Below are 25,323 nucleotides of genomic sequence, written 5' to 3' on the forward strand. Positions count from 1 at the left end.
TCTTGTATGAATTCGAAGCTTTTAAGCCTAAGCTTTTAAGGCGATCGTCTCCAGCGGCTGCGCGTTCCCGAACCTGGGCGCCTCGCCCCGCTCGTCCGCGGTCCAGCGGACGGCGTTCGCGATCACGCGAAGCACGTGCGCGTTGTAATAGGTCGGATACGTCTCGTGGCCGGGACGGAAATAAAAGATTTTGCCGTTCCCTCGGCTGTATGCGCACCCGCTGCGGAACACCTCGCCTCCCTCGAACCAGCTTACAAGCACCAGTTCGTCAGGATCCGGCACGTCGAAAAATTCGCCGTACATTTCTTCCTTTGCCAGTTCGAAATAAGGAGGCAGCCCCGCTGCGACCGGATGCGAGGGCTTGACGACCCACAGCCGCTCCTTCTCGTCGGCCTCCCGCCACAGCAGCGCGCAGGAGGTGCCCATGAGCCGTTTGAATATTTTGGAGTAATGTCCCGAGTGCAGCACGATCAGTCCCATGCCTTCCAGCACGCGCCGCTGCACCCGGTCTACGATCTCATCGTCGACCTCGTCGTGGGCCCGGTGTCCCCACCAGATCAGCACGTCCGTGCGCGCCAGCGCTTCCACAGGCAGGCCGTGCTCCGGCTCGTCCAGCGTCGCCGTGACCAGCTCGAACCCGTAAGGCGCGAGCCCTTCGCGCAGCGCCTCGTGAATACCCGCCGGATAAATGCGCTGCACGTCGGGACTCGAGCGCTCGTGCCGATATTCGTTCCAGATCGTAACGCGCGGCGTCGTTCGACTCATCTTGCTTCCCCCTCGTCCCGGTCATCCAGCTCTTCGATCCGAACGGTACGCCGCTCGCGGCTCGACCGAACGACCGCCTCCAGAATCCTCTGGTTCATGTAGCCGTCGTAAAGCATCGGCCGCTCCTCGCGTGCGTCGCCCCGTACCAGATCGACGAAGTCCTGCATTTGCGCCAGCTTGAAGCGTGCAGGCACGGCGATCCGCTCCCGGACCTCGCTCCCCTCGGCATTGCGGTGAATCCAGTCGAGATAGTCGCCTTCCTCCCAGTTCATCCGGAGCGTGCCCACGTCGCCGTATACGGCGATCTCGAACTGATTCTGAGAGCCGAAGGCGTTGCGCGACGTCTGAAAGACGGCGGGAATGCCCGGCGCGAGCACCGCGGTGAACGCGGCGAAGTCGTCGATATCGACGTCTACCATCGCGCCTGTCGCAGGATCTTCCCGCTGCCCGATCAAGTTGCTCATCAGCGACGCGACCTCGGCCGGTTCGCCGACCAGAAAGCGGGCTGCGTCGATCATATGCGAACCGAGATCGCCCAGCGTGCCGGTGCCCGTGATCGCGCGGTCCAGCCGCCAGTTCATCTTCGTGTCGAACGGCGTGCCGCCCCATTGCTGCAAATATTGAACGAACAGATGCCGCACCGGGCCGATCCGGCCCTCGCGGATCATCTCGCGGGCCATCCGGAACGCGGGCACGTAGCGATAGGAAAAACCGACCATGCACGGCGTCGGATTGCCCGCGGCGAGGCGCCTCAGGCTTGCCGCTTCTTCGAAAGTCCGCGTGAACGGCTTTTCCGTCATGAGCGGCTTCCCGTATGCGAGGCAAAGACGGATAATCTCATAATGCGCGTCGTTCGGCGTGATGGACAGCACCGCGTCCACCTCCGGATCGCGGACGAGCGACTCCGCGTCCGTATGGCGCGACGCTGCGTCGATGCCGTGACGTTCCGCCCACTCGGCGACTTTGGCGGCATCCTGGTCGCAGACGGCGGCCAGTCTTGCGCCGGCAATGCCGGCAAGCTGGCCCACATGGACGCCCGCCATGCCGCCGAGCCCGATCAGTCCCAATTTTACCGTTGTCATGCCACTGATCCCTCCTCTATAGCGCGGACCGATCACTTGATGCCGGTCATCGTAATGCCTTTAATGAAGTATCGCTGCGCGAACAGAAACACGATAAAGATCGGCACGAAGCTGACGACGTTGCCGGCCATGAGCAGGTTCCACTCCGTGGACCACTGCCCCTGCAGCTTGCTGAGACCCAGCGGCAGCGTCATCAATTCCTTGCTGTTCACCGCGATGAGCGGCCACAGGAAGTTGTTCCAGGAGCTCATGAACGCGAAGATCGACAGCGCGGACAGCGTCGGCTTGACGAGCGGGACGATCACGCTGAAAAACACCCGGTAGTACGATGCTCCGTCGATGAAGGCCGCCTCCATCAGCTCGTTCGGGATCGTCATGATGCTCTGGCGCAGCAGGAACGTCCCATAGGCGCTGAAGATGCCCGGCAAAATGAGTCCCGCGTACGTGTCGATCAGGTCGGTGCGCGAGAACAAAATGAACAAGGGCACGAGCGTCACCTGCGCCGGAATCATCATCGTCGTCAGAAACAGGACGAACAGGCCCTGCCGTCCCTTGAACGCGATCTTGGCGAACACGTAGGCCGCCATCGTGCAGATCGCCAGCTGCAGCAGCGTCGTCGCGACGGCCACGAGGGCGCTGTTCGCGAAAAAGCGGTAAAGCGGGAAGTAGCCTTCGATCTCCGCGAAATTATCGAAGTTCCAGCGCGAGGGCAGCAGCCGCGGCGGCATCGCCACCACCTCGAGATTGTCCTTGAAGGCGCCGAGCAGCATCCACAGGAACGGAAACGTCAGCGCGACCGCGAGCAGCGCCAGGAACAGATGCGCCGCCAGATTCGCCGCGCGCTTTTTGCTACCGGTCATAGACGACCCACCTCCGTTGAAGCTGCTGCAGCGCCATGGTCGTCGCGAGGATGATGAGCAGGAGCACCCAGGATTGCGCGGAGGCGAAGCCCATCTTGTTGAACTGGAAGGCGTTGCGGTACACCTGCTCGACGATCGTGCTCGTGGCGCCCGCCGGGCCGCCGTTGGTCATGATCAGCACCTGGTCGAACAGCTGGAACGAATTGATGAGCGAGATCGTCACGACAAAATACAACGTCGGGGACAGCATCGGAACCGTAATACGCCATAGCTTGCTCCAGGGAGACGCGCCGTCCAGCTCCGCCGCTTCGTAATAGTCCTCCGAGATGTCTTGCAGACCCGCCAAGAGGATGATAGATACGAAGCCGATGTCCTTCCAGAGCGTCACCAGGATGATCGCGACCATCGCCCAGAAGTCGTCCTGCAGCCAGATCGGCCCCTGGATGCCGACTTGCGCGAGCAGATAGTTGACGAGTCCGCTCTGACCGTTCAGCAGCCAGCGCCAGACGATCGATACGGCGACCCAGGACGTGATGACGGGCACGAACACGGCCGCCCGGTACAGCTTAACGCCGCGGATCGGCCTGTTCAGCAGCACCGCGAGCAGCGTGCCGAGCACGACGATCGACGGCAGGTAGCCGAGGAGGAATACGAAGACGTTGCGAATCGCGGTGTAGGACTTTTCCTCTCTGAACACCTGCGCGTAGTTGTCCCAGCCGATGAAGTTCATCTTCGTCCAGTGCGTCAGCAGGTCCCAATCGGTGAAGCTGATGACGACCGAGGACGCCATCGGCAGCAGCTGGAACGCCAGCAGGCACAGCAAGGCGGGCGTTAAAAAAACGATAGCAGCCGTCCGGCGGCTCCACTTGCGCTGTCCGACCATGCCACCCTTTCCTTTCTGTCAGGCGGGGAGGGAAGACCGCCGCGCGGGGGGGCGGCCTTCTCGTCTCCTGTATATTGGTTGAAGCCTATTTGACGAGCGCTTCGACTCTTTTTTTGCGCCGCGTCGAGCGCTTCCTGCGCGGTGGAGCGGCCGAGCTTCGCCTTGTCGAGCTCTTCGCCGACGGCGGCCGTGAACTCGCCCCACTTTTCCGGCTTCGGTCCGACGGGCGGCAGCACGAGCGAATCCAGCGCATCGGTCACGACCTGCTTCGACTCGGGCGGCTTCTGCTTGTAATATGCGTCCAGCACCGCCGGATCGGTGACCGCCGGGATGCTCCAGCCCGCCTCGATCCGCTTGGACACCGCCTCCGGCGCGCTCGTGAAAAACTTCAGGAATCGCCATGCGGCGTCGGCGTTTTTCGTCGTCTTCGCTGCCACGAGACCGTCAGCGAAGAAGTGATGCGCCTTCTGCGTCTTGCCCGGCTCCAGCGCGATGTCCCAGTTGAACTTCGCTTCGCTGAACTTGGCGAAGTTCCAGATGCCGAAGCGCGCCATCGCCAGCTTGCCGTTCACGAAGGCGTTCAGATCCGCGTCCGGCTGGTTAAACGTATCGTCGTTTAGCGGCGGCGACACTTTGTACTTGGACGCTTTGTCGAGCATCCACTGCAGCGCCTCCACGTTGGCCGGGCTGTTCAGCGTCGGCTTGCCGTCCGCGCTCCAGACGCCGCCGCCGTTCTGGGCGATCGTCTTGTAAAACTCGTAGAATTGGATCGGCGCGTACGTGCCCCAGATGCCCTTCTTGGCGTCGGTCAGCTTCTGTGCGGCTTCCAGCTCTTCCTTCCAGGTCCACGAAGCGTCCGGATAGGCTAGGCCTTTGGCGTCGAACAGGTCCTTGTTGTAAAAGAGCACGACGTCGGAGAAGCTCTCCGTCACGCCCATCTGCTTGCCGTTGTAGTTAAACGCGTCATAGGCAAGCTTCTTGTAGACGTCCGGCTTGAACGAGCTGTCCGCCGCGATGGATGGCGTGAGATCGAGCAGTTGGTCCTTGGAAGCGTAGGTCAAGAAGTTCTCGTAGCCGACCTCGAACAGATCCGGCGCGCTGCCGCTGGCCAGCAGCGTATTCAGCTTGGTCGTGTAATCCGCGTACGGAACGACCTCGTACTCTACCTTGACGTCGGCGTTCGCCGCCTGAAAGGCGTCGATCATCGCCTTGAGCGTCTGCTCCTGCCCGGAGGCGGTGTACGTCATCAGCTTGAGCGTGACCGGATTCTTGGCCGAAGGCGCCGGGGAGTCGGACGGCGCGGCCGTGGCCGAAGCCGACGACGAAGCTTGCGGCGAAGCCGCGGAAGGACTTGCCGTATTATTGTCTTTGTTTGCGCCGCAGGCGCCGAGCACGATCGTCGTGCCGAGCAGCAGCAGAGCCCCGCTTGTGATCCGCAATGATACCCTCTCCTTTTCAATATGGACGCTTAAAACTTACGACTACGACCCATCGATCGTGCAGATCCAGCTGTCGGCAGAAGCGCCGACGCGACCACCTCCAGGCATCGTTTAACGAATTGTAACCGCATTCATTTTCTCTGAGAGAACGCGAACGACCTTGCTCTCGTTCTCCGGCCCGGACGATCCGTCGGTCAGCTCGGCGCAAGCCGCTGCACCGTCTGCCGAATCGCGAGCTCCAGCCGCGCGACGCTCGGATCGTCCGCAAGCGACGCCTCGCCTTCTTCGATCGCTTTGAGCAGCCGATCCGCCGCCATCGCGCCCCGGGCGACGATGTTCTGCCGGACCGTGGTGAGCGGCGGATTGCACATCCGGGCGACGGGGATGTCGTCGAACCCGACGACCGAGACGTCCTCCGGCACCCGCTTGCCCGCGTCGGACAATCCGCGCAGCACGCCCATCGCGACCAGGTCGCTCGTCGCGAACACCGCCGTAATCTCGGGATGTCCGGCCGCGATCGCGGCAGCAGCCTCCTGCCCGTACTCGTAGCTGACCGAGTGCTCGAAGACGTGGTCCGGGTTGTAGAACAGACCGGCCTCCTTCAGCGCGCGCTTGTAGCCGAGGAACCGCTTTTCCACGACGCCGTCCTTGCGGATCAGTCCCGTCACCAGCGCGATGTTCGTATGCCCGTTGTCGATCAGCAGTTTGGTCGCCATGTAGCCCCCGGCTTCGTCGTCGATCGATACGGTCTGGAAGTAGCTGTCGTTCACGTAGCTGTCGATCAGCACGATCGGCACCTTGACCCGCTTCAAGTCGTCGTAGAAGCTCTCCTGGTAGATGCCCATGATGATCGCGCCGTCCAGATTGCGCTGCATGGACGTATCGAGATAGCCTTCGCCTTTGTCCACCCCCGAGAGGATCATGTGATAGCCGGACTGTCGAAGCCTGGCTTCGATGCCGCACACGAGCTCCGAGTAAAACGGATTTTGCAGCAGCAGCTGCTTCTGATCCTCCGTCTGGGGAATAACGACGCCGATCAGCTTCGATCGGGTACCCGCCAGGCTTCGCGCCGAGAAATCGGGAATGTAGTTCAGCTCTTCGACCGCCCGGCGCACCTTCGACGCGGTCTCCTGCGACACCTTGCCTTCCCGGCCGTTCAATACGTAGGACACGGCCGCCGTGGATACGCCTGCGCGCTCCGACACGTCACGAATCGTAATGCGTTTCAATGGGGTCACCTTCTGCGGGCTGTTGCCAATCCGTTTATTTATGTTACTTTAAGCGTTTAACCTTACAATGCGATTATAAAAAAGGTTTGGAGGCGATTTCAAGCGTTATTTTTACTGATTTATCGGTTATTTTTAGTTAAACGCTTTAACCTTTTCGTCATATCGGCCTAAAAGAAGGACAAGAATACCTTCACCTCGAAAAAGCGCTGGATGGAAACTCCCTGCGAGACGATGCATCCCTGCCACGCAAAGCGCTCCTGGACAGGACCTCCTCAAGCGCCACACTCCCCATTTATGCCGGAGAGGTCCTGGATAGGACCTCTAAGCGTGCCCACATCGCCAACCAAGCCCATGTGGTCCTGGACAGGACCTCCTCAAGCGCCACACTCCCCACTTATGCCGGAGAGGTCCTGGATAGGACCTCTAAGCGAGTGCGCATCGCCAACCAAGCCCATGTGGTCCTGGATAGGACTTCCTCAAGCGCCACACTCCCCCCTTATGCCGGGGTGTTCCTGAATAGGACCTCTAAGCGAGTGCGCATCGCCAACCAAGCCCATGTGGTCCTGGTTAGGACTTCCTCAAGCGCCACACTCCCCACTTATGCCGGAGAGGTCCTGGATAGGACCTCTAAGCGTGCCCACATCGCCAACCAAGCCCATGTGGTCCTGGTTAGACTTCCTCAAGCGCCATCCCCCCCCCCCCCCCCCCCCTTATGCCGGGGTGTTCCTGAATAGGACCTCTAAGCGAGTGCGCATCGCCAACCAAGCCCATGTGGTCCTGGATAGGACCTCCCCGCCACCGTTCTGCCATCCAGCGAAACGTTTCTAAATACAACGCTCAGCATGCTGTCACGCTCCTACCTCGCCAAAGTAACTTGTGTTACTGGAGAAAATGCGGCACTTTTGCGCGATAGGCGAAACGGCGAGCGGGGACGGAAGTCGCTTGTGTATTTTAATGCGCCAGATCGTCTTGTTGAGTGGACCGCGGGTAAAATAAAAACGGGATGAAGCTGATCTTACTCCCGCTTCATCCCGTTTTACGTTAACCTCTTTAAACCTTGCCGCCCCGAAGCGGCAGCCATGCGAGCACGCGCTGGATGTGCGCGTCCCAGTAGCCCCAACTGTGATCGCCGGGGCCTTCCTCATAGTCGAGGGCGATGCCGAGCGACCGGACATGGTCGCGGAATCGGATGTTTTGGTCATAGAGGAAGTCCTCCGTGCCGCAGCACTGATACAGCCTGGGCAGCGAGACGCCCCCGGCGGCGGCCCGTTCCGCGAGCGCGAACAGGTCGTCGTCGGAGCCGGCGGCCTCTTCCTTGCTGCCGAAGATCCATTTGTATTCCTTGTCGGCGAGCGGGCTCCCTTCATGATCGAAGGCCAGGATGTCCATGGCGCCCGACAGGCTCGCGACGGCCGCGAACTTCTCCGGCGCGCGGAGTCCGAGCTTCATCGCCCCGTAGCCGCCCATCGAGAGGCCCGCGGCGAAGCTGTCCTCGCGTTTCCCGGAGATCGGGAACAGGGATTGCGCGACATGCGGCAGCTCCTCGCTGACGAACGTCCAGTAATCGTGCCCGCTTTTCATGTTCGTATAGAAGCTTCTGTGAACCGCGGGCATGACGACGGCGATGCCGTATTCGGCCGCATAACGCTCGACGGACGTGCGCCGCAGCCAGATCGAATGGTCGTCGGACAGGCCGTGCAGCAGGTACAGCACCGGGAACTTGTCCCCTGTCTGCGCGCCGCCCGCTTCAACGCCGATGCCGTAGCTCCGTTCAGGAATGACGACGTTCATGCTCATGGACAAACCGAGCGTTTGCGCGAAAAAACCGCATTGAATGAGTGCCATCGAATCTCTCGCCTCCTGCGATATCAACCTCTACCCTCTACAATAGTAGAAGATCGCCGTCCGCGCCGCAAGGAGAGGCATCCCGCTTAGTAGTAGCCTCTCAGATTGACCTTCGCGCCAGAACGCGCGCTGTCGATGGCGCCGAGCACCATGGCCATGCTCTTGACGTTGTCCCGGCAATCCGTCTCCGCACGCCGTCCCTCCGCGAGGGAGGCAAACATCTCATCGAGACAGCCGTGGTGTCCGGACCGTCCTTCCCACTCGAACGCAGCTTCGACCCGCTCATAGCCGCGGATGAACTTGCCCTCCTGATCTCCGCCGGCGACAACCTCCGCATAGGGAGCGCCTGCGCCATCCCAGATCGCCGTGCCGCGCTCGCCCGTGACCCGCCATTGGGATTCCCACGATGTCTGGGCGCCTTCGGCGCACCAGGAGCCCCGGTAGCAGAATACCGAGCCGTCCGACATCTCGAACACGCAGATCGCCGACGCGTTGCCCGCGTACCAGGAGCCCGGCGGATTGAACTCGTGGCAATAGACCGAGACCGGATCCGCGCCGGTGATGAGCCGGGCCTGGTCGAACGTATGGATCGCCATATCTAAAATAAGCGGGCTGTCCATCGCGTCGCGGAAGCCGCCGAAGTGCGCGCCGATAAAGAAATCCGCGCCGACGTATCCCGCTTTGCCGATCGCGCCGCCCTGGACGAGCCCGCGAAGCGCGCGGATATTCGCGTCGTAGCGACGATTCTGCATGACCGCGTAAGAACCGCCCGTCCGATCCGCGATGCCGATCAGCTCGCGCGCGGCTTCCATCGTCTCGGCCATCGGTTTTTCGCCGAAGACGTTCGCGCCGGCGTTCAGCGCCGTGCTGCACACCGAGAAGTGGCTGGCCGGGATCGTCACGTCGAACACAAGGTTCGCGCCCGTCTCCGCCAACGCCTGCGCCAGATCCGTATAGATGCCGCAGGTCAATTCGTATTTGTCCGCCATTGCCTGCGCGAATTCCGCCTTGATGTCCACGAGCCCGACGATCTCCGCGTCGTCGCGCGCCAGCGCGTATTCCACCCAAGTTCTTGCCATGCCGCCGCAGCCCGCGACGACGATTCGATATGCGCTCATCCTCGTTCAACGCTCCCTTATACCGGATTCGGCACGAAGTCGCCGCCGCGGCTCCGTTTCAAATAATTTAACGCATGCACCTGCCCCGTCATCTCCAACGCGTCCTTGTACACCGGATCGTGCCAGCCTTCGATGTCGATCGTCCCCCCGGTAGCCGGACTGGCGCAGGATCGTGATGACGTCCGACCAGTTCGTATCGCCGAAGCCCGGCGTGCGGTGCCAGACGAACGGCTTCGGACCGTGAATCCCGTGCTCGCGCACGACGTCCCAGGCGACCGTCGCGTCTTTGCCATGGACGTGGAAAACGCGGTCCGCCCACTTCCGCAGCTGCGGGATCGGATCGATCAGGCTGACCATCTGATGCGTCGGCTCCCATTCGAGTCCGATGTTGTCTAGCGGAATGCTGTCGAACATCATCTCCCAGGCGGTTGGATTGTGCGCAATGTTCCAGTCGCCTGTCCGCCAGTCGCCGCCCATGTCGCAGTTCTCGAACGCGAGGCGCACGCCGCGGTCCGCGGCGCGGCGCGCCAGCTCGCCGAACACCTCGGCGAATCTCGGGATCGACGCGTCGATCGGCTCGCCCACGAGCCTGCCCGTGAAGCCCGACACGATGTCCGCGCCGAACAAATGCGCATGGTCGATGAGCCGCTCCCAGCTCGCCAGCGTGTCGGCGTTGTCGCCGTGCCCGGTCAGCGGATTCCCGAATACGCTTACAGCCGAGATGACGATGTCCCGTTCTCCGATCGCTTCGCGCACCCGCTTGGCCGTCTCCGCTAGATCGGCGTCCCCGGTCGTCTGCCAATACGTCAAGTTAAACGATTCAAAGCCGTGAGGCGCGATCTGCGGGATGATCCTCGCCGCATCGCCGCCGCCAACCAAGGTGCCGATGCGGATGCCCGTATGCTTGCCGATCGCCGCGTCGTCCTGTCGTCCGCTCATTGAATCCACTCCGATCCTAAGCTATATTGAATGAACTAGGTCGATTATAGCCTTATGCTTGCGCTCGTTCTCTATACAATCTTGCGATTATATAGCCCGATCTTGGGCATCTCGGAGGGAGGCGCGGCGCTTCATGCATCCGCCGGAATTAAGAGAGGATACGTACCTGAGCGACGGCGCCTATCCCGTCAACCTGTTCCGCAACATCTGCCCGCCTGGCGCCCTCGGCAGAAGCGCGCTTTATCTGCATTGGCACGACCACTTCGAGTGGATCTATACGGTGTCCGGACGCGCGATCTTCCATATCGACAGCCAGCCGTACGAGACGACGCCCGGCGATCTGCTGCTGGTGCCGTCGGGCGGCCTCCACGTCGGTTACGCGCTCACGGAAGAACCGTTCGAATACTGGTCGCTCGTCTTCAACCGCTCGCTACTTCAGGGACTTCCGGTCGATCCGCTGCATGACCGCTATTTGTCCGCGTACGCGGAAGGGAGCCAGCGGCTGCCGGTCAAGTTTGCGGCGGACGAAGCCGATTACGAACCGATACGCCGCGGCTTTCTGGAGATCGGAGAGGAGTTCGCGGGAAAAAGACGCGCCTACGAGCTGGTCGTCAAGGCGAAGCTGTATCAGCTGTTCGCGCTGACGGCGCGCCTGTGCATGCCCGAACGCGACGGCGAGCAGGCGGACCGGACCGGCCGGCGGATGGACCGCTTCAAGTCGCTTATTTTGCATATCGAGGCGCATTATGCGGACAAGCTCACGATCGAGGATGCCGCGCGGCTCGTCAGTCTCAATCCGTATCATTTTTGCAAAGTGTTCAAAAACGCGACCGGCCGCACCTTCGTGGAGTTCGTGAACCAGCACCGGATGAACGTGGCCGACCGGCTGCTGCGGGAAGGCGAGCTCACGGTGACCGAGATTGCCGAGCGGGTCGGCGTCGACAATCCGAACTATTTTACGAAGCTGTTCAAGCAGATCAAAGGCCTGACGCCCTCGGAGGCCAAAAAAAGAGGCGGCGGGTAGGCGGCCGCGCCTAGCTTCCCCCGTCCAGCAGACGCTTCAACGCCTCGATCCCCTGCTCCGCGCGCCGGTTCAAGGCCCGCTTGTCCTTCAGCCCGTGCGCCGCAAGGTCGTGCCCCGCGTCCAGGACGAGCGGCTTTTCGACGATGTCGTCCAATACGATTTTGACCGTTCGCAGCGATTCGTGCAACGTCGCAACGGGCAGGTTGCCCTGCAGCGCCTGAAGCATCGCGACGATCCGCTCGGCGTACATGAGCTTCACGAGACTGTCGGCGCTCATCAGATGCCTGGCCGCGAACTTGATCGCGCGATCTAATGGCCGGATGTCCTTGCGTTCCTTCGCGACCTCCTCCAGACGGGCGACGGCCTCCCATTCCCGGATCGAAAGTTCGCCCGCCAAACCTTCGATCAGCGCCTCGAGCCATTGCGCCTCCTCTTCGGGGGACGCGCTCAAGGCTTTGTACGCCTCGTATCGGCCCTCCCGGTACATCCGGATCATGCTGCCTCCGTACGTCATGAACATCCGCTTCGCATCCCGCTCTTCTTCCATCGCCAAATCCGCCTTTCTTCGCGCGCATATGCGATTTAGCATACCATATCGTCCGCCCAAGGATCGCAACAGGCGGTTCTTTCGACTTCTTCCCGACATATTGCGGACTTAAAATCGTTCATGCGGCGCACGTTGCCGCTCTCTTCAAACGCGCCCCGGTGTATAATTTGGAGCGAAGCTTAGCAGAGACGAAGACATGCCGAAGGTTGAACGGAGGAAGCCGCATGGGACAGATCTTAATCGTGGAGGACGAAAACGCCATTGCGCGCGTGCTGGCTGCGTATGTGCGCAAAGCCGGGTTCGAATGCTTGATTTGCAAAGACGGCTCTGAGGCGCTGGCCGCTTTCGCAGCGGCGCCGCCCGCCCTCGTATTGCTCGACATCATGCTGCCCGACAAGGATGGCTGGGAGGTGCTTCGCGGGATTCGAGAGAAAAGCGCCTGCCCGGTCATTATGCTTACCGCGCGAGGGGGAGGTCGGCGACCGTATACGCGGACTGAACGGAGGCGCGGACGACTACATCGCCAAGCCGTTCGAACCGGAGGAGGTCGTCGCCCGGATTCAAGCCGTGCTCCGGCGGCCCCGGCAATCGCTCGTCGATCCTGATCAGTTCGTCTTCGGCAGTCTGCGGATCGACAGGCGGTCGCGCAGCGTTTTTTTGAACGGCGCCGCTTTGTCCGTCACGCCCCGCGATCTGGCCCTGCTGCTTTTCCTCGCCGAACACCCCAACCGCATCTTCGAGCGGGAGCAGTTGATCGAAAGCGTATGGGGCATCGACTACGAAGGCAGCGACCGTGCCGTCGACCTGTCTGTCAAACGGCTTCGCAGCCTGCTCCTTCATTGGCCTGCGTATGAAGGCGAGATCCGTACGCTCAGAGGAACGGGGTATCAACTGTATGCGAACGCCGGCCGCTAGACGGCAAACGCTGCTCGGCAGGTGGACGTACCGTTATGCCTTCACGCTGCTCGTCGGCTTGCTCGCGATCGGCGCGGCCGCCGCATTCGCGATACGCGCGGATACGGTCCACGAACGCAAGCAAGCGCTCAAACGCTTCGCCCTCGCGGCGGCCGAGCAGGTGTCAGGAGACGATAAAGCCATCCGCATTCCTGATGGATTGTATGAATGGATCGACGGCACGCAGCGCGAATACCGCTTGCCCGGACAATTCGAGCTTGCCGTATACGAGGCGGATGGGACGCTCGCCTTCTACAAACCCGGTCCCGTCAAGCCGGGTTACGGGACGTCGCGCCCGCCCGCCGCGCCGGCGCATGTCGATCGGCTTCAAGCTTGAAGGCAAGGCGACGCTTACTTGCTTCGTCTGCCCCTCGGCGAAAAGAACGGCGCTGCCGGTACTTTGGTCCTCTCTTACAGTTACGCCGTGCTGGCCCGCGTCGAGCAGAACTACAGGCTGATGACCGCATTGCTGCTCGCCTCGGGCTTGCTTGGATGGACGATGATCTTCCTCCTGTCCCGCCATCTGCGCAAGCCGGTTTATCGTCTGCGCGATGCCTTGCGACAAATGGAAGCCGGCGATTACCGAATCGACGTGCCGGCCGACATCAAGGAAAAGGAGCTTCACGAGCTGCTCGCCTCCTTCCGGTCGATGGCTGCCCGGCTGGGACGCCTGGAGGCGCTGCGAACGGAATTGCTCGCCGGCGTCACGCACGAGCTCAAGACACCTGTCGCATCGATCCGCGGACTGGTCAGCGCCGTGAGAGACGAGATCGTGACCGGCGAGGAAGCCGCCGAATTCCTCGACATCTCGCTGGCGCAAACGCGCAAGCTTGAGATCATGGTCGCGGATCTGCTTGAATTCAACGCCTTCGCCTCCGGCAGTGTGGCCGTTCGGTTCGAGCCGATCGATCTCGGCAAGCTGCTCGCAGAAGTCGTATACCAGTGGGGGCTGCCGGAATGGAATGCGGGGCTGGATTTGACGACGGCGCTGCCGGACGAGCCCGCCCTGATCGACGGCGACGCGGGACGCATTCAGCAGATTGTCGTCAATCTGCTGAACAACGCCGGTCAAGCGATGGGCGGCCGCGGCAGCATCAAAGTGTCGCTCGCGGCGCACGCGGGGCGCATGTTCGAGGTAATTGTGGAGGATGGCGGTCCCGGTATTCCGCAAGAGGAGCAGGAACACATTTTCGAACGGTATTACAGAGGCGCCGGCAAAAAGCTGTCGGTCGGCGGACTGGGGCTTGGACTTACCTATAGCCGTATGCTGGCAGTCGCCATGGACGGCGGTCTCGCGCTGCTGCGAAGCTCGCCTAATGGCACCGCCTTCCAGCTCCTTTTGCCCGAGCGGCCGTGAGCAGGGAATTTTCAGGATCGCCTTTCGACTCATGTTGACATTCGCCTGACTTGTTAAGGGATTATATTTCCTTACAAGCCACATCAACCTGATTTGAAGGAGCGATCCCTATGAAAATGAAAACAAAAAAAGACGAAAAAAGCGGCTGCGGTCTTGATCGCCGCAGCGATCCTCAGTCTCGGCGCCGCACAAATCGCCATGGCCTGCGCAGATGCAAGCAGCGCCGCCAATCCGTCCGGCACCAAGTCGACTGCCGCCCGGCACGCCGCCGGCGGGGCACAAGCAAAGCCGGAACCGGGCAATAAGGCTTCGCCCGACGCCTTGCCGAAGAAGCAAGCGGCAGGAAGCTCCGCCGCCGAAGCGAACGCGCAGCCTTCTCCCGCGCCGGCGGCCGCCCCCGTCGATGCCAACGGCTATTCAGTAACCATCTCGGGCGGCTATGAGACCGATCCCGCCGATCACGGCCGGCCGGTCGCGCTCATCGCGGCGGCACTGGGGGTGCCGGCCGAAACGTTTCGCCAAGCCTTCAGCGGCGTGAAACCCGCAGGCGCGGACAGCGGAGGGCCGACGACGGAGGAAGCGCGGGCCAACAAGGCCGCTCTGATGAAGGTGCTGGCGCCTTACGGGATTACGAACGACAGACTGGACGAAGTATCCGACGGCTACCGCTACAACGGGAGCAAGGGCGAAACGTGGAAAAGAACGCCGGCTGCGGCGATCGCCATCGTCGAAAACGGCGTGCTGAAGGGCGTTAAAATAACGAACGCGGGAGCCGGGTATACTTCTGCGCCGACCGTCGTCGTGACGGGCCCCGGCGGAAAAGTCACGGCCAAGACGGAAATCGTTTTTTCAAAAGATCTCGGCATGAACGGCAGCCTTAAAGCGATCACGCTCCCGTAAACGCCAACGACTCGCAAGCAACGGGGTTGTTGAGCGGGGAGCTGGCGGGCGATAAGTGTTCAAAAGCAGTTAATCGGCGCGCTGAACCGGACTGGAAAGGAAATAAGTGTTCAAACGCAATTAATGAGTTCAAAGTCGTGCCAAAACGTTCGAAATCGACCATTTAACTGCGCTTCAACACTTATTCTCCCTGGGACGTTGCGATCAAGAGAAATAACGGCTTTTTAACAACTGTCGAGCGGGACGGCGGAAGCCGGCCCGCCTGTTCAGTGCGCCGATGCGCGTTCCTTGCCTTTGTCCGCTTCGCCCGCGTTTTTGTTGGCGGCTTCGCGGTCCTGCTTCATCTCCTCGACGGTCTTGACGTGCAGGCGCGCCGCGCCCCGGTAGCCTTCGCGCGTCGGCAGCAGGTCGCCCGCCGCCAGACGCGCCTTCGCCTCGGCGATGGATGCGCCGTACTGCGGCAGCCACCGCTCCTGGGCGACCAGCATCTCGTCGACCATCTGCCAGATCTCCTTCGGGTTGCAGACGGCGCCGACGAGCGGGTCCATCATGAACGCCTGGCGCAGCAGCTTGTCGTCGCCGCTCACCGCGGCTTCGACGGCAAGGCGCTGCACGGAGATGCTGACGTTGCAGACCGCGGCAGGTCCCAGCGGCAGGTCGCCGATGCGCGGCATCGAGATGCCGTTGCGGTCGACGTAGCCCGGCGCCTCGATGACCGCATCGGCGGGCAGATTGGCGATGACGCCGTCGTTGATCACGTTGAAGTGCCCGCGATAGACGCGCCCGGTCTCCAGGCCCTCGATGATGTAGGAGCCGTGCTCGTGGCTGCGCTCGCCTGTCTCGTATTTCAGCGCCGGGTCCTTCATCCAGTTCGGGAAGTCGGTCTCGAACCAGTTGCGGCCTTCGGTGCAGACGCGCAAATAGCCGCCCGTCTCCCCGTTGATCCAGCTGCCCAGATCGATCCAATCGTTGATCTCGTCCGGACGCTTGCGATACCAGGGCACGTATTCGCTCAAGTGGCCGTTCGACTCGGTGCTGTAGTAGCCGAAGCGGCGCAGCATGTCGATGCGGACCTTCTCCGTGCGGCTGAAGTCCTCATGCGCCTCGAACGCCGCGAGCAGCTTGCCCGTCAGATCTTCCCCGTTGTGCTTGATCTGGATATACCAGGTCTGATGGTTGATGCCCGCGCAGACGATATCGACCTCTTCCGTCTCGAGACCGAACGCCTGCGCGATTTGCCAGTGGCCGCCCTGCACGCCGTGGCACAGGCCGATCGTCCGAACGCCGCCGTACTTGTTGCACGCCCAGGTGAGCATCGCCATCGGATTGGCGTAGTTGAGCAGCATCGCGTCGGGCGCCGCAACTTCGCGGATGTCCTTGCATATGTCGAGCATCGCGGCGATGCCGCGCTGGCCGTACATGATGCCGCCCGCGCAGAGCGTATCGCCGACGCATTGGTCGACGCCGTATTTGAGCGGGATGTCCACGTCGGTCGCGAACGCCTCGAGCCCGCCGACCCGGATCGTGCAGATCACGTACTTCGCGCCCTTCAGCGCCTCCCTGCGATCGGTCGTCGCGGAGATTTTGATGGCGAGCCCGTTTTCCTCGATATCCCGCTGGCACAGCTGCGTGACCATCTCCAGGTTATGCGGATTGATGTCCGTAAACGCAACCTCGATGTTCGCGAACTCGGGCACGCTGAGCAGATCGCGGAGCAGCCCGCGCGTGAATCCGATGCTTCCCGCACCTATAAACGTAAGCTTGAACGACATGTAACGATCAGCCTCCTCTTGGATATTCGACTCCGATTGTTGCCAGGCATTCCTAAAGCCATTGTATCGACAGCACGCGAGGAAGCGTTATCAGAATCACAGCCGATTCGGGGTCCGCAATATCTAAAATTACAGCTTTTCGTTCATATTCCACAAATGCCGGTCTTGCGCAGAGCGATATTCGACGGGCGTCATTCCGGCATGCTTTTTGAATAGCGCGTGAAAGTAGGATCGGCTCGCCACGCCCACGTATTCGCAGATGTCGGCGATCGGAATGTCGGTATGCGACAGCAGCATCTTGGCCCGTTCCATCCGGTGAGCCGTCAGATAAGCCGTGATCGGCTGGCCGAGCTGCCGCTTGAACAAGCGCTGCAAATAACTCGGATGCAGGTTCGCCGCGTCGGCGATATCGCGGAGCCTGATGTCGCGGTCGTAGTTTTCCTGCATGTAGGCGACCGCCTGCCTCACGTACAGATCCGTCTGCGGCAGTCCCGTCCGGCTGCTCTCCGCAAGCAGCCTCGCGATACGGAATAGCACCTGGGCCATGAGGAGTTGCGCCAGCGCGCCGCCGTCCCCGCCCTGAAGATCGAGCTCCAGCACGAGACTTTTGAGCGCGTGGAGCACCTCGTCGGGATCGCTGAGCGTCGCGCTGGGTCCGGGCGAACGAAGGAGCGCGGCCAGCGCGGCATCTTCCTCGGCGAGCCTTCGCAGCGGCGGCACGACGCCGTCGGCCGCAGTCAGATCGAATTCGACGTTCAGCATCCGGCAGGCGCGATCGACCTGGAGACGGTGTGGGACGTTCGCGTTCAGAATGATAAAGTCTCCCTTGCGGAGCGGCCGAACGGATTCCCTGCCTTGTCCCCCCTCGATCCCGACCAGGCATTCGCCGGACATGACGTACATGATCTCCGTTGAATCGTGGGTGTGGGCGTCCATCCGGTAAGCCGTCCACTCCTTGAAGTAGTAGGCATGCACGCGCGGACGGCAATCGCCGCTATTCCACGTCTCATGAAACAATCCGTTATGCGCTTCCATCCCGGCGCCCTCCCGTCTCCATCCATCTTATCGCATCCGGCCCGCGAAGTGGAAGCCGCGCCCGGAATCGCGTATACTGGAATTAACGCATTCATCGACAGAAGGTGACTTTCTATTCATGGAAGAAAAGAATGACCTGATCAAGCTGAAGCAAGCTTACGCCGAGCTCGGATTGCCCGAGGACGCGCACCGGGAAGCGCTCGACAACCGCTACTACGTACTCATGCGACGGGCACGCACCCAGAAGATGCGCGAGCACGGCGAAGCGCCTGCCGGCGAGCGCGTCGACGAAGACAAAGTCAACGCGGCCTACCGGTTCATCAAGGACTTCGAGGAAGCGCAGGCCAAGGACGCTTACGCCCGCGAGACTTACGGCAGCGATCCGAAGAAGGCGGCCCGCGCGGTAAAACGCGCGCACTTTTTTCATTATTACAAGCTTCATATTTTAGGCGCTATCGTGCTCCTCATCGCGATCGGCTACGGCATCAAGAGCTACGTCGATCACCGACACGAGCAGGCGGAGCTCGCCAAGCTCCCTCCGGTCGACGTCTCTGTCATGTTTTTCGGCAATTATTTGTACGGAGACGGCATCAATCCCGACATGACGAACGTCGAAGCGGACATCCTGAAGCAGTTCCCCGACTGGAAGCGCGTCGTCGCGGGTCTCACGTACGTGCCCGCCGAGACCCGCAGCGAACAGGACATGGCGCTCCTTCAGAAGAGCATGCTCGTCCTGATGACGGACAAATCGGATCTTTATATCATGGACAAGATCAACTTCGAAAAGCTGGCGCCCCAGGAGGGACTTTTGCCGCTTGACGGAGACGGTTTTCCCGACGGCGTCCAGGTCAAGTCCAAGACGGACGAGGATACGGCCGAACGCGTCTACGGCGTGGATCTGAGCGGTTCGTCCCTCCTGAAGGCGCTCGGCATTCAAGGAACCTCCGAATTCATCGCCGGCATCCGCGGCAACGCCAAACATCCCGAACAAGCCAAAGCGATGATCCGGCATTATCTGGGCGGCTCCTGACCGCCCTTGCGAATACCGGTCCCGAAGCCCGTCCGCGCCGTCGCGCGGGCGGGCTTTTTCCATTCCCTGGTTTAACCTCGGATCGGCCCGGGTAAAAAAGACGTACATTCCACTACGGAAAACGGGAGGCGATCCATTTGTTCGTTCACGGCAAGTGCATCGGCCGGACGTTGTATGTGAAGACCCGCTCCGGTCGCTGGGTTCATCTCAAGACGCTAAGGCAGGTATAATCGGATGGACGAGATTCGACTAGGCGGCCGCTTCGGCATAGACGGAAGCGGCCTTTTTTGATTCGCTTTTTTGCGGAGCGGCGATTCGCGGCGCGCGCTTGAAGGGTATAAGCTATGTATCAAAGAATCCGGAGGTACGACATGTCTTCCACCTTTCTTTTTTATGCTGTGCCTTGTCGATGTGGTCGCCGCATCCGTCCTGCTGGCTACCGGCGTGAGTCCGGGCGTCGGCGTCACGATGCTGGTGGCGGGCTGCATCGTTTCGCTCGTCGGCGTATTCACGATCGTGCAGGCCGCGGCTCCGGCGCAGCGCGTCGACAGACGCAGGGTTTATAACGGAAAAAGCTTGACGCGCTGACGCTTGTCCGCTTTTTTTAACGCGCACCCGGACCCGGGTGCGTTTTTTTTTATTGGCCGTTACCGCTCTCCTTCTCGTATAATACGATTAAATCATGCGATAACGGAGGACCGCTATGGGAAAATGGCTGATGACCCTTATCTATTTGGCGGTATCCGTCTTCCTGACGCGGCTGATCCCGTTTTCTTCTTTTTCCGCAACCTGGACACGATGATGCACGAGTTCAGCCACGCGCTTGCCGCGCTGCTGCTCTCCGGCCGGGTGCTCGGCATCGAGCTTCACTCGGATCACAGCGGCGTCACCTATACCATGCTCGCTTCGTCCTGGTCTTCGCTCCCGGTATCCATGTCCGGCTACATCGGCGCTTCGCTCTTCTCCCTGCTCCTGTTCGCGCTCTATCGTCGGCGCGCGCAGCGGCTCGGACTCGCGCTGATCGTCGCTGTCGCCGCGACGATGCTCATCCTGTTCGTACACGGCGGATTCGGGATGGCTTGGCTTGCCTCCTTCATCGCTTTGACCGGGACGATGCTGTTCCTCGGGCCCAAGATCCGCAGCTTTTATTATTTGCTGCTTGCCTTCCTGACGCTCGAGGAGTCCGCGCTCGGACCGATCACGCTTGCGCTTACGGCGCTCGGCAGTCCATCCAGGGCCGGAGACGCGACGAATCTGGCGAACGCGACGGGCGTGCCCGCCATTTTTTTGGGCGTCGTTGTTCGTCCTCGTCTCTCTCGCGTGCGCGACGCGTTCGCTGCAGCTGTTCCTGCGCGGCAGAAAAGAAGACAAGGCATACGGACGCTAATCGCGTCCGATGCCTTGTCCGCCCTCACTTGATATAAACGCTGCCGAACGGCAGCACCTCGCGCAGCAAACGCTTGAACCATCCGTCCCCGTGCAGTTGCCCGGCCAGTCCCGGATCCGGCGAGCCGACCTGGATCAAGGCCGGTCCGCGCCCCGTCAGTTGCCACTGCACGTTCATATGCTGGCTGGCGAGCGTGTTGCCGTAAACGGACAGCCGGACGTCCGCACGCTCCGGATAAGCGACGAGCGCGCCGGATTCCGCATAGAGCGGCACCTCGGGGTTCAGCTCGACCGAGGCGAGATCGCCCGAGGCGAATACGCCGACGCGGCCCGGGCCCGCGAAGCGCATGCGCACCCACTCCCTCGTGATCCAGGCCGTCTTGATCTTCTGGATGCGGCTCTGCATCCGAAGCCCTTCCGTATAGAACAGCACATGCCGAAAATTGAACAACAGATCGCTGTCTGCCGGAATATCGATCACGGTCAGACTGCAGCCCGGGGGCAGGCCGAGAATGATCTCGGCCGGTCCGGCGAGGCGCGAACGGACCCATTTGCGCTTGCGATACGCGTTGGCCAGGTCCATGAAGCGGTCCTCCCGCTGCGCGGGCTTCCCCCTGGAAGGCGACGATGGCCTTGGGATGCAGGACATGCAGCGCCTCGTCCTGTCCCAACGCGACGCGAACTTGCCCGAGCGGCGCCGGCGTCGTGATCTCCATGGATCAGGTCCTCCAGCTGCCGCTGCGCTGCCTGCGCCAGACCGAGTAGCGCCACAGCCGGATCGTCAGCAAATAGAGAATGCCCGCGCCCAGCACGGCGGCGACGCTATAGACGGTTTTGCGGGTAAGCGCCGCGCGCGCCTTCTGTTTCTCGGTCATGTCGGCCAGCTGCTTGTTCAGCGCCGCGTTCTGCGCCGCCAGCGCTTCGTTGCGCGCGTTCAGCGCCTCGGTTTCCGCCTGATACTGTTCCGTCCGGTTTTGCATTTCTTCGGCGCGCCGGTTCAACTCGTCCGTCTGCTCCTGCAGCTTTTGCTGGCTTTCGATATACTGGTCTCTCAGCTCGTCCACTTTTTCGGGCGTCTGGTAGATATCCTTGAACCGGTCGTACATCGTGGCCGCCGCGGCCTCGGACGAAGCGTAAGCGAACAGGAAAACGGCGCAAGCCGCGGTCAACAGCGAGGACCGCAAAGCCCGCCGTCGACCTTTTGCCGGTACGCGCTTACGTAAAGTGGTCATGGATCCGCTCCTCTCCGCTGCCGCGCAGCCCTATGATTTTCTATTCTAGCACGATTCGCCAGCATTCGCCCGATTGCGAGCCTATAGCGCCTCGATAATATCGCCGGCGATCAGGGAAGCCGCCTGCGGGCGCAAAGCCGCCGCGCGGTCTCCCGCAAGACCGTGCCAGTACACGCCGCAAGCGGCGGCCTCGAGCGCGTCCAGGCCTTGTCCGAGCAAGCTGCCGATGATGCCCGCGAGCGCATCCCCCGCGCCGCCGGTCGCCATGCCCGGATTGCCGGTCGTATTGACGAACGCCCGTCCGTCCGGCGAAGCGACGACCGTGCGGGCGCCCTTCAGCACGACGGTCACAGCGTGCGTCGCGGCGTAGTCCCGCGCCAGTCCGATCCGGTCGCGCTGCGCTTCGGGCACGGTCATGCCGGCGAGCCGCGCCATCTCGCCCGGATGCGGCGTGATGACCGTCGGCGCCCCGCGTCGCGGCCATACGCCGTGGCGCGGGCCGGCGTCCGCGATCATGTTGAGCGCGTCCGCATCGACCAGAACCGGCGCTTGCACGCGCTCCAGCACGACGCGCAGCCAAGCGCCGTCGCCGTCCCAGCGGCCCATGCCGGGACCGACGACGAGCGCATCGGCGTTCGCTGTCGCCTCCGCGAGCCGCTCGGGATTGACCTGCCGCCATTCACCGGCTCCGTCGTCCGGCACGGCCCGCAGCATGATCTCCGGCGCGAAGCCTCGCAGGCCCGGCACGGCCGAAGCCGGCTGCGCCCAGCTGACCAGCCCGCTGCCGGCGCGCAAAGCGGCGCGGGCGCTCAGCAGTCCGGCGCCGCTCATGAGCGCGGAGCCCGCAGCGACCAGCACATGGCCATAGGTGCCCTTGTGCGAGTCTTCCTTACGAGGCAGGGGGGAACCGGAGCCCAAGCTTCGTCCGCAGCGACTCGGCGTTCAATAAATACGTGCGAACGCCGGCCCGTTCGGCCGCATCGGCGGGAATGCCGATCGGCCTCACGACGACCTCGCCTGCGTATTCGGCGCCCGGGTGCTGATGCAGTCCCCGCTTCGCATAGGCCAAAGCCACGGTTATCTTCGCGCGGATGCAAGCCTTCGCCGCCTCGCCGGTATCCGCATTTAATCCGCTCGGGATGTCGACCGCGACGACCGGCAGTCCGCTTTCGACGGCCGCGTCGATCAATGCCGCATAAGGCGCGCGCGGCTCGCCCGCGCTCCCGGTGCCGAGCAGCGCGTCGATCAAGCCGTCGAATCCCTCGAACCAGCCTTCGGCCGCGCACTGCCCGGGCGGCGCATAGACCCGAGCCGGAATGCCCAAGCGGCTTGCGATGTCCCGCTGCAGCGCCGCGGCGCCGCGCATTCGCTCCGGCGGCTCGGCGTACAGCACCGCGACGCGGTAGCCCATGTCGCGGAGATGCCGCGCGCATACAAGGCCGTCTCCCCCGTTGTTCCCTTTGCCCGCGAGGATCAGCCAGCCGAAGCCCGCGCCTTTGCCGGCCGCGTCGGCAAAGCGCTTGGCCTCCTCGGCGACGGCGCGCCCCGCGTTTTCCATGAGCGCCTCCTGCGGAATGCCGATCTCCTCGATCGCGCTCGCGTCGATCGCCCGCATTTCTCCCGAAGTTACGAGTTCCATCCGCACCGCTGCACGCCTCCTTATATAGAATTATTAAACAATTTTAACATTCCGAACGCTGTTAATTTTCTCCGTTGGTCGCTTTTAGCGGTATGAATTTGTTACTATTATAGAACAGGATGGGAGGGGATCGTCACCGATGTCCGATATTTTGACACAGCTTAAAGAACGTACCGCGCCCCAGCACCACCGCGCGGAGCAGAACAAATATACCTCGGCGATGTTGGATCATACGATCACGCTTGAGCAATATAGGGAATACCTGGCCTTATTTTACGGCTATATCCTCCCGCTCGAACGCGCATTCGAAGCAAGACCGGAGTGGGAAGCGCTTCGGTTCGATATTGGCGCCCGGACGAAGCATCGCTTGCTCGAAGCGGACTTGCACGCGCTCGGCCTGGACGCACGCGCGGTCGATAACCTGCCGCACTGCCAATCGTTGCCCGACGTATCGTCGTTCCCCCCGCATTCTCGGATGCATGTACGTGCTCGAAGGATCCACGCTGGGCGGCCAGATGCTGACGAAGCTGCTCATGAAGGATCTGCCGGTCTCGCCGGATACGAACGCCAGCTACTTCAACAGCTACGGCGCGGATGTCCGCGAGCGCTGGACCGAGTTCCGCGAGATGCTCGCCTCTCAGGCGCGTACCGGAGAGGATGAACGCGAGATGCTGGCTTCGGCCGGCGAAACTTTCGACCGCTTGCGCGATTGGATCGAGGCGCCGAACGGGACGGTATCCCGTTAAATATTCAATAAAGGCTGGTGCATAATGACCGATGATTACGACAACGGCTTCGAGAACGAACTGAATCGCTCGTTGCTTACCGAAGGCGACTTTACGGACGAACCGATCGACCTTACGAACTGCGAGAAGGAACCGATCCATATTCCCGGCATGATCCAGCCTCACGGCGCGCTGCTCGCCGCGACGAACGACGACGCGCGCACGATCTTGCACTGCAGCCGCAATGTCGATGTGCTGCTTGGAGCGTCTGCGGAAACGCTGCTCGGGCAGCCGCTGTCCGCCGTGATCGGCGCGCAGGCCCTCGCGTTTATCGAAGAGTCGCTCGTCCGTCCTGCCGCGGGAGACAAGCAGCATTCTCTGGAGATGACGATCGATCTGCCGGGCGGACCGGCGGAATTTTTCGCGATCTTTCATGTCAGCGACGATATGCTGGTCGTCGAGCTGGAGCGCCCAGCGGACGACGATGCGCCCGCCGTGAACGACTTCGAATGGGTCCAGGCGTTTTTTACGCGGATCAAGCGCACGCATAGCCGGGCCGGCGCCAGTCAGGTGGCCGCCGAGCTCGTCAAGGACATCCTCGGCTACGATCGGGTGATGGTCTACGAATTCGACGCGGACTGGAACGGCAAAGTCATTGCCGAAGCCAAAAACAGCACCATGGAATCTTTCCTTGGCCATCACTACCCCGCTTCGGACATTCCGAAGCAGGCCCGGGCGCTGTACGTGCGCAATTGGGTGCGTACGATCGTCGATATGGATTACGAGCCCGTGCCTGTCGTCCCTACGCTTCAACCGTCGGGCAAACCGCTGAACTTGAGCTTGTCCGTCCTGCGCAGCGTATCCCCCATTCATATCGAATATATGAAAAATATGGGCGTTGGCGCCACCATGACGATCTCGCTCATTCACGGCGGCGAGCTCTGGGGCATGATCGCCTGCCACCACGAGTCGCCCAAGTACGTGCCGCACCGGCAGCGCAATCTTTGCAATTTTCTCGGTTCGTTTTTTTCCAGCGAGCTTCACCAGCGCCAGAAGCTGGACGACTACCAGGACGAGCTGCATCTCAAATCGCTGGCGCAGCGGCTGGCTCGCATCTTCGGCGCCCCGGGTACGCCTGAACAGCTCAAGGACAAGCTCGCCGCGGACGAAGACGCGCTGTTGTCCGTCATGAACGCTTCGGGCGCGGCCGTGCAGTACAAGGGACGTCTGCTGCTGTTCGGCAGCACGCCGACCGCAGCCGAGATCGTCAAGCTGTCGGTCTGGCTCAGCCAGCAGGCAGAGGATTACGCGTATCATACGAATCGGCTCTCCTCGGTTTATCCGCAGGCCGCCGAATATCCGGACAAGGCGGCAGGCGTCATCTTCCTGTCGCTGTCCTCGGACTATCGCGATCATATTTTGTGGTTCAGGCCGGAGGTCGTACAGACGGTCACCTGGGCGGGAGACCCTGCCAAAGCCGTCGTACGCGTCGGCGAAGGCTATCGGATCTCGCCGCGCAAGTCGTTCGAAGCGTGGCAGGAGGTCGTCACGAATACGTCGCT

Annotated in this window: 24 protein-coding genes and 3 pseudogenes; 11 read left to right on the forward strand and 16 right to left on the reverse strand. The window is 61.8% G+C overall.

Going from position 1 to position 25,323, the window contains the following annotated elements; translation table 11 throughout:
* Positions 1-27 precede the first annotated feature (27 nt).
* From OMP40_RS02200 to OMP40_RS02240, 9 genes are all read right to left on the reverse strand, one after another.
* A complete protein-coding gene (locus OMP40_RS02200; protein WP_277528772.1) occupies positions 28-765 on the reverse strand; it encodes a ThuA domain-containing protein in 738 nt (245 codons plus the stop codon).
* Positions 762-1,847 (reverse strand): Gfo/Idh/MocA family protein, encoded by a 1,086-nt coding sequence (locus OMP40_RS02205; RefSeq protein WP_277528774.1) that lies wholly within the window; start codon positions 1,845-1,847, stop codon positions 762-764. The genes OMP40_RS02200 and OMP40_RS02205 overlap by 4 nt, the downstream gene beginning before the upstream one ends.
* A 32-nt stretch (positions 1,848-1,879) precedes the next feature.
* Positions 1,880-2,707 (reverse strand): carbohydrate ABC transporter permease, encoded by an 828-nt coding sequence (locus OMP40_RS02210; RefSeq protein WP_277528777.1) that lies wholly within the window; start codon positions 2,705-2,707, stop codon positions 1,880-1,882.
* Positions 2,697-3,590 (reverse strand): carbohydrate ABC transporter permease, encoded by an 894-nt coding sequence (locus tag OMP40_RS02215; protein ID WP_277528778.1) that lies wholly within the window; start codon positions 3,588-3,590, stop codon positions 2,697-2,699. Before OMP40_RS02215 ends, OMP40_RS02210 begins: the two co-directional genes overlap by 11 nt.
* Entirely contained in the window at positions 3,539-5,029 is a 1,491-nt protein-coding gene (locus tag OMP40_RS02220; protein ID WP_277528780.1) for an ABC transporter substrate-binding protein, read from the reverse strand. The genes OMP40_RS02215 and OMP40_RS02220 overlap by 52 nt, the downstream gene beginning before the upstream one ends.
* A gap of 194 nt (positions 5,030-5,223) precedes the next feature.
* Positions 5,224-6,258: a LacI family DNA-binding transcriptional regulator gene (locus OMP40_RS02225; RefSeq protein ID WP_420871874.1), complete on the reverse strand. Its 1,035-nt coding sequence runs from the start codon at positions 6,256-6,258 to the stop codon at positions 5,224-5,226.
* A gap of 1,050 nt (positions 6,259-7,308) precedes the next feature.
* Entirely contained in the window at positions 7,309-8,103 is a 795-nt protein-coding gene (locus OMP40_RS02230) for an alpha/beta hydrolase (protein ID WP_277528782.1), read from the reverse strand.
* A gap of 86 nt (positions 8,104-8,189) precedes the next feature.
* Complete coding sequence (locus OMP40_RS02235; RefSeq protein ID WP_277528785.1) at positions 8,190-9,221, reverse strand: Gfo/Idh/MocA family protein; 1,032 nt, start codon at positions 9,219-9,221, stop codon at positions 8,190-8,192.
* A 6-nt stretch (positions 9,222-9,227) separates the two neighbouring features.
* The gene (locus tag OMP40_RS02240; RefSeq protein ID WP_277528787.1) at positions 9,228-10,160 is read right to left on the reverse strand and encodes a sugar phosphate isomerase/epimerase family protein; all 933 of its coding nucleotides are present in this window, start codon (positions 10,158-10,160) and stop codon (positions 9,228-9,230) included.
* A gap of 133 nt (positions 10,161-10,293) precedes the next feature.
* On the opposite strand from OMP40_RS02240, the gene OMP40_RS02245 reads away from it, so the two are divergent.
* Complete coding sequence (locus tag OMP40_RS02245) at positions 10,294-11,184, forward strand: AraC family transcriptional regulator (RefSeq protein ID WP_277528789.1); 891 nt, start codon at positions 10,294-10,296, stop codon at positions 11,182-11,184.
* Between the two features lie 10 nt (positions 11,185-11,194).
* Here OMP40_RS02245 and OMP40_RS02250 read toward each other — a convergent pair whose 3' ends face one another.
* Positions 11,195-11,731: a hypothetical protein gene (locus tag OMP40_RS02250; RefSeq protein ID WP_277528790.1), complete on the reverse strand. Its 537-nt coding sequence runs from the start codon at positions 11,729-11,731 to the stop codon at positions 11,195-11,197.
* Between the two features lie 224 nt (positions 11,732-11,955).
* On the opposite strand from OMP40_RS02250, the pseudogene OMP40_RS02255 reads away from it, so the two are divergent.
* The 4 genes and pseudogenes from OMP40_RS02255 to OMP40_RS02270 all read left to right on the forward strand — a co-directional run bounded on the left by OMP40_RS02255 (position 11,956) and on the right by OMP40_RS02270 (position 14,942).
* Positions 11,956-12,646 (forward strand): annotated as a pseudogene (locus OMP40_RS02255) (response regulator).
* On the forward strand, positions 12,627-13,022 hold the full coding sequence (locus OMP40_RS02260) for a hypothetical protein (RefSeq protein WP_277528791.1): 396 nt from the start codon (positions 12,627-12,629) through the stop codon (positions 13,020-13,022). The pseudogene OMP40_RS02255 and the gene OMP40_RS02260 overlap by 20 nt, the downstream one beginning before the upstream one ends.
* Before the next feature lie 18 nt (positions 13,023-13,040).
* Positions 13,041-14,042 carry a HAMP domain-containing sensor histidine kinase gene (locus OMP40_RS02265; RefSeq protein WP_277528793.1) on the forward strand — a complete coding sequence of 334 codons (1,002 nt, stop codon included), beginning with the start codon at positions 13,041-13,043 and terminating at the stop codon, positions 14,040-14,042.
* 153 nt (positions 14,043-14,195) lie between these two features.
* Positions 14,196-14,942 (forward strand): hypothetical protein, encoded by a 747-nt coding sequence (locus OMP40_RS02270; protein ID WP_277528794.1) that lies wholly within the window; start codon positions 14,196-14,198, stop codon positions 14,940-14,942.
* A 266-nt stretch (positions 14,943-15,208) separates the two neighbouring features.
* On the opposite strand, the gene melA is transcribed toward OMP40_RS02270, so the two are convergent.
* Both melA and OMP40_RS02280 read right to left on the reverse strand, forming a co-directional pair.
* Positions 15,209-16,714 (reverse strand): alpha-glucosidase/alpha-galactosidase, encoded by a 1,506-nt coding sequence (gene melA / locus OMP40_RS02275; protein WP_277528796.1) that lies wholly within the window; start codon positions 16,712-16,714, stop codon positions 15,209-15,211.
* A gap of 129 nt (positions 16,715-16,843) precedes the next feature.
* The gene (locus OMP40_RS02280) at positions 16,844-17,749 is read right to left on the reverse strand and encodes an AraC family transcriptional regulator (RefSeq protein WP_277528797.1); all 906 of its coding nucleotides are present in this window, start codon (positions 17,747-17,749) and stop codon (positions 16,844-16,846) included.
* A 118-nt stretch (positions 17,750-17,867) separates the two neighbouring features.
* Here OMP40_RS02280 and OMP40_RS02285 point away from each other — a divergent pair, with 118 nt between their 5' ends.
* The 3 genes from OMP40_RS02285 to OMP40_RS02295 all read left to right on the forward strand — a co-directional run bounded on the left by OMP40_RS02285 (position 17,868) and on the right by OMP40_RS02295 (position 20,198).
* On the forward strand, positions 17,868-18,779 hold the full coding sequence (locus OMP40_RS02285; protein WP_277528798.1) for a J domain-containing protein: 912 nt from the start codon (positions 17,868-17,870) through the stop codon (positions 18,777-18,779).
* A gap of 411 nt (positions 18,780-19,190) precedes the next feature.
* Complete coding sequence (locus tag OMP40_RS02290) at positions 19,191-19,367, forward strand: hypothetical protein (protein ID WP_277528799.1); 177 nt, start codon at positions 19,191-19,193, stop codon at positions 19,365-19,367.
* A gap of 123 nt (positions 19,368-19,490) precedes the next feature.
* On the forward strand, positions 19,491-20,198 hold the full coding sequence (locus OMP40_RS02295) for a M50 family metallopeptidase (protein ID WP_338130995.1): 708 nt from the start codon (positions 19,491-19,493) through the stop codon (positions 20,196-20,198).
* On the opposite strand, the gene OMP40_RS02300 is transcribed toward OMP40_RS02295, so the two are convergent.
* The 4 genes from OMP40_RS02300 to OMP40_RS39665 form a co-directional block, all read right to left on the reverse strand.
* The gene (locus tag OMP40_RS02300) at positions 20,191-20,748 is read right to left on the reverse strand and encodes an AIM24 family protein (RefSeq protein WP_277528801.1); all 558 of its coding nucleotides are present in this window, start codon (positions 20,746-20,748) and stop codon (positions 20,191-20,193) included. The two genes, OMP40_RS02295 and OMP40_RS02300, sit on opposite strands and share 8 nt — an antisense overlap.
* A gap of 136 nt (positions 20,749-20,884) precedes the next feature.
* Entirely contained in the window at positions 20,885-21,397 is a 513-nt protein-coding gene (locus OMP40_RS02305) for a DUF3450 family protein (RefSeq protein WP_277528802.1), read from the reverse strand.
* An 81-nt stretch (positions 21,398-21,478) separates the two neighbouring features.
* Positions 21,479-22,255 (reverse strand): NAD(P)H-hydrate dehydratase, encoded by a 777-nt coding sequence (locus OMP40_RS39660; protein ID WP_338130996.1) that lies wholly within the window; start codon positions 22,253-22,255, stop codon positions 21,479-21,481.
* Between the two features lie 31 nt (positions 22,256-22,286).
* Complete coding sequence (locus OMP40_RS39665) at positions 22,287-23,036, reverse strand: NAD(P)H-hydrate epimerase (protein WP_338131014.1); 750 nt, start codon at positions 23,034-23,036, stop codon at positions 22,287-22,289.
* Between the two features lie 139 nt (positions 23,037-23,175).
* Here OMP40_RS39665 and OMP40_RS02315 point away from each other — a divergent pair.
* The 3 genes and pseudogenes from OMP40_RS02315 to OMP40_RS02325 all read left to right on the forward strand — a co-directional run.
* A pseudogene (locus tag OMP40_RS02315) lies at positions 23,176-23,370 on the forward strand (biliverdin-producing heme oxygenase); the annotation flags it as partial.
* Positions 23,371-23,521: 151 nt separating this feature from the next.
* On the forward strand, positions 23,522-23,782 hold the full coding sequence (locus OMP40_RS02320) for a biliverdin-producing heme oxygenase (RefSeq protein WP_277528804.1): 261 nt from the start codon (positions 23,522-23,524) through the stop codon (positions 23,780-23,782).
* Positions 23,783-23,932: 150 nt separating this feature from the next.
* Positions 23,933-25,267: pseudogene (locus OMP40_RS02325) on the forward strand (GAF domain-containing protein); the annotation flags it as partial.
* Positions 25,268-25,323 lie beyond the last annotated feature (56 nt).

The organism is Cohnella rhizosphaerae, assembly GCF_029525575.1.
Taxonomy (GTDB): domain Bacteria; phylum Bacillota; class Bacilli; order Paenibacillales; family Paenibacillaceae; genus Cohnella; species Cohnella rhizosphaerae.